The organism is Moorena sp. SIO3B2, assembly GCF_010692525.1.
Lineage (GTDB): Bacteria > Cyanobacteriota > Cyanobacteriia > Cyanobacteriales > Coleofasciculaceae > Moorena > Moorena producens.
Map to the genome: position 1 here is coordinate 1 of NZ_JAAHHE010000509.1, position 3,753 is coordinate 3,753.

The 3,753-nt window shown below is 42.8% G+C and carries 2 protein-coding genes and 1 pseudogene; all 3 read left to right on the forward strand.

Features of this window, described 5'->3' with window-relative positions:
* The first annotated feature begins 8 nt into the window (after positions 1–8).
* The 3 genes and pseudogenes from F6K38_RS37120 to F6K38_RS44595 all read left to right on the forward strand — a co-directional run bounded on the left by F6K38_RS37120 (position 9) and on the right by F6K38_RS44595 (position 3,615).
* Positions 9–140 carry an AAA-like domain-containing protein gene (locus F6K38_RS37120; protein WP_287360012.1) on the forward strand — a complete coding sequence of 44 codons (132 nt, stop codon included), beginning with the start codon at positions 9–11 and terminating at the stop codon, positions 138–140.
* On the forward strand, positions 137–3,268 hold the full coding sequence (locus F6K38_RS37125; protein WP_287360009.1) for a CHAT domain-containing protein: 3,132 nt from the start codon (positions 137–139) through the stop codon (positions 3,266–3,268). Before F6K38_RS37120 ends, F6K38_RS37125 begins: the two co-directional genes overlap by 4 nt.
* A gap of 140 nt (positions 3,269–3,408) precedes the next feature.
* Positions 3,409–3,615 (forward strand): annotated as a pseudogene (locus F6K38_RS44595) (type II toxin-antitoxin system HicB family antitoxin).
* Positions 3,616–3,753: the final 138 nt, after the last annotated feature.

Here is a 3,753-nt window from a genome sequence, read left to right on the forward strand (position 1 = left end):
ACGCTCCTGTGCATCTGGACTTGATCGCAGCCTATCAGTTGTACAGCATGGGGCTAGTGAAAAAGCAAGGCAATCAGGTCATGGCCAGTTGTAATTTATATCGACAGTATTTTAGAGACCACCTAGGGGAACTGTCATGAGTACAGGAGCCTATCAGGTTGGGGGATGCCTACCACCTGATGCTAGTACTTATGTAGTGCGTACCGCTGACGGGGAACTTTATCAGCAGTTGCTGGCTGGAGAGTTTTGCTATGTCTTGAATTCCCGCCAAATGGGGAAGTCTTCCCTGAGAGTGCGAACCATGAAACGGCTGCAAAACCAGGGGGTGGCTTGTGCATCCATTGATATTACAGAATTAGGAACCCAACAGGTTACCCCAGAGAAATGGTATGGCGGCTTAACCAAAACTCTGATTAACCGATTCGGTCTACAGGAGAAATTATCATTTCGGAGCTGGCTCAATGAGCACAAAGATATTCCCCCAGTACAGCTTTTTCGGGAGTTTATCGAAGAGGTATTACTGATCCAAATTGCGGAACGGATTGTTATTTTTATTGATGAAATTGATAGCGTTCTGCAACTGGCGTTTAAAGATGACTTTTTTGCCCTAATTCGAGCCTGTTATAACAAACGGGCGGAAAATTCTGCTTATAATCGCATCAGTTTTGTGCTATTGGGGGTGGCGACACCAGGGGATTTAATAGCAGATAAAGACCGCACCCCGTTTAATATTGGCCGAGCAGTTGAGTTACATGGCTTTCAACTCCATGAAGTTGAGCCGTTAATCAAGGGGTTGGAGGGAAACGTCAGTAATCCCCAGGCTGTGATCCAGGAGATAGTCAACTGGACAGGAGGACAACCGTTTCTTACTCAAAAGCTCTGTCAGTTGATTTGTAATCATGGCAGTGGGATACCCACTGGTGCTGAAGGTGAGTGGATTGAGAAATTAGTGCGATCGCATTTTATCGAGAACTGGGAAGCTACCGATGAACCGGAACACTTGAAGACCATACGCGATCGCATTCTTTGTAATGAGCAACGGGCTGCCTATTTGTTGGAATTGTATCAGCAGGTGTGGCAGCAGGGGGAAGTTGTTGCTAATAACAGTTTTGAAGAGGGCAAGTTACAGTTATCTGGGTTAGTGGTCAAGCATAGACTTGGAACCTCTCCAGTTCTTAAAGTCTACAACCCGATCTACCGTGAAGTCTTTAATCAGGACTGGATTAACCAAGAATTAGCCCACTTACGTCCCTATTCCGAAGCCTTTAGGGCTTGGGTGGCCTCGGATTGTCAGGATCAGTCACTGTTGTTGTGGGGTAAAACTCTAAAGAATGCTCAAGCTTGGGCAAAGGGTAAGAATTTAAGTTATCAGGATCAACAGTTTCTGGCAGCAAGTGAGAAAAAGCAGATAGAGGAGCAAATCGCTCAAAAGGAACGAGATGCGGAATTAGAGAGAGAGAGGAAAGATAGGGAAGCAGCCCAGAAGATAAATCTGGTACTAACTGAGGCAAATCGCAAAGCGAAACGACAGATGCGTTTCGGGTTGGGTGTGTTAGTTTTAGCGTTATTGGGAGCTGTGATTTCTGTAAAAATAGCAGTAATTCTAGTAGTAGACGCGAATCGTCAGGTTGATTCTGCCAAGATAGAACTTAACCAGGTAAAGCAAGAATTTCAAAATGTATCCCAGCTATCTCGACTAGCTGTAAGACTTGACAGAGCAAAGAAGCACTCTGAGGCAGAAAGAGCCAGAAAACAAGCAGTTCTCTCCTTTCAGATTCAAGACTATGAACTCAAACAAGCCATGCTGCTGAGCAATATTGCTATTGCCTATCAGCAACTTGAACAGTTTTATCAGGCAAATAAGGCAGTTTCAGAAAGTTTTAAACTATTAGCAAATGCAGATAAGATAAACTCTCTAGATTACTCAATCATTTTTGCCCAAGCTTTAACTAACAAAGGTCGTTTGCTAGCAGCTCAAGGAGATACTAAAAGAGCGTCGTCTGCTTACGCCAAAGCGTTTGATACTATCCAATCATTAGGTAGGGATTTGACTAGTATTGATCCAGCTATACAGGTTTATTTTAGAGAGATTGTAGAGAGTGTTTATAAGGGGTTTATCGGGTCACTTTTGGACGCTAAAGAAACTGGATATAACCAGCAAAATCTCAGAAAAGTTCGTCAGGTTATTGAATCTCTCCATTTGACTGAACTCAACAACTTCCGTGAGATAGTTCCCTTGAATTCTAATCTCATCGAAATTGATCAGATTGATTCCCAAGCAGCAGTAATCTATCCTATTATTTTAGACGACCGGTTAGAAGTAATTCTTCACTTGCCCGGTCAACCATTGCACCGCTACTCAACACCTTTATCTGCAGAAGAAGTTGAAGTTGAGGAAACGCTTATCAGTCTTAGGATTCAACTTGAGAAGGCGTTTACAAGTCGGACATCCCTTCGATTGTCCCAACAATTATACAATTGGCTGATTAGACCAGCAGAAACTATATTAGCTAAAAGCAGCATCAAGACCCTGGTATTTGTATCAAATAGTAGGCTAGGAAATATTCCCATGGCAGCTCTCCACGATGGCGAGCAGTATTTAGTAGAAAAATATGCCATTGCTGTCACCCCTGCTTTACAGATACTAGAGCCTCAGCCCCATAAACAAAGACCTTTAAAAGCTTTGATTGCTGGACTTTCTGAGATTAATGAAAGTAAGGAGGTAGAAAAAATTAGCTCAATCATACCGAGTTCAGTCCTACTCAATCAGAGCTTCACTAGTAAAGCCCTGGAAAAGAAACTTAACTCCTCTTACTTCCCTATAGTTCACTTGGCAACCCATAGTCAAATTGCTCGATTTAATTCAGAAGATACATTTATTATGTCAGGTATTATGTCAGGTGGAGACAAAAAAATTGGAGCCAAGGAATTTGAGGAGTTACTGAGTTCAGGAAAACAGGAAAAATTCGACCCGATTGAATTACTCGTCCTCAGTGCTGGTAAGAGTGTTGACGGGAATAATCAAACACCTTTTGGATTCGCAGGATTAGCCCTAAGGTCTAGAGTCCGCAGTATTATCGGCTCTCTGTGGTATCTTAACGAGGAATGCACTCTTAAGCTTATGGGTCAGTTTTACCAAGAATTTACTCAACGGAACGTTACCAAAGCTGAAGCCCTACGCCGTGCTCAGTTAAGTCTGTTGAAAAAGCGTGGATACCAGGTTCCCTTGTTCTGGGCAAACTTTGTTCTAATCGGTGACTGGCGCTAAGGGGCTATGAAGTAGCGCGAACAGCCGTCAGCCGTAGGCCGTAGGCCACGCTACGCGAACAGCCGTCAGCTAAAAGCTCACGCTACTTGAAAAGTCGCAAACCGCTAGAAGATCTTCTTAAATTAAAAAACTAGAATGTCATGAAAACATTTACTGCAATTGTTGAAAGAGATTTAGATACCAATCTCTACGTTGGTTATATTCCAGGATTTAAAGGCGCACATTCTCAGGGAGAAACCTTAGACGAATTAAAGTAAAATTTGCGAGAAGTAATTGAAATGCTGCTAGACGATGAAAATTTAACCTTTGAAACAGAATTTGTCGGTACACAACAAATTGTGGTATGATAGTTACAGCATTTTTCATAACTATTAGGTGCGCTTGACCCATTAAGAATTAAATTCGCCACGGGTCGCACCTGAGGTACACAGAATTTTTTCACTCTTGCCTCTTGCCTCTTGCCTCTTGCCTCTTGCCTCTTGCCT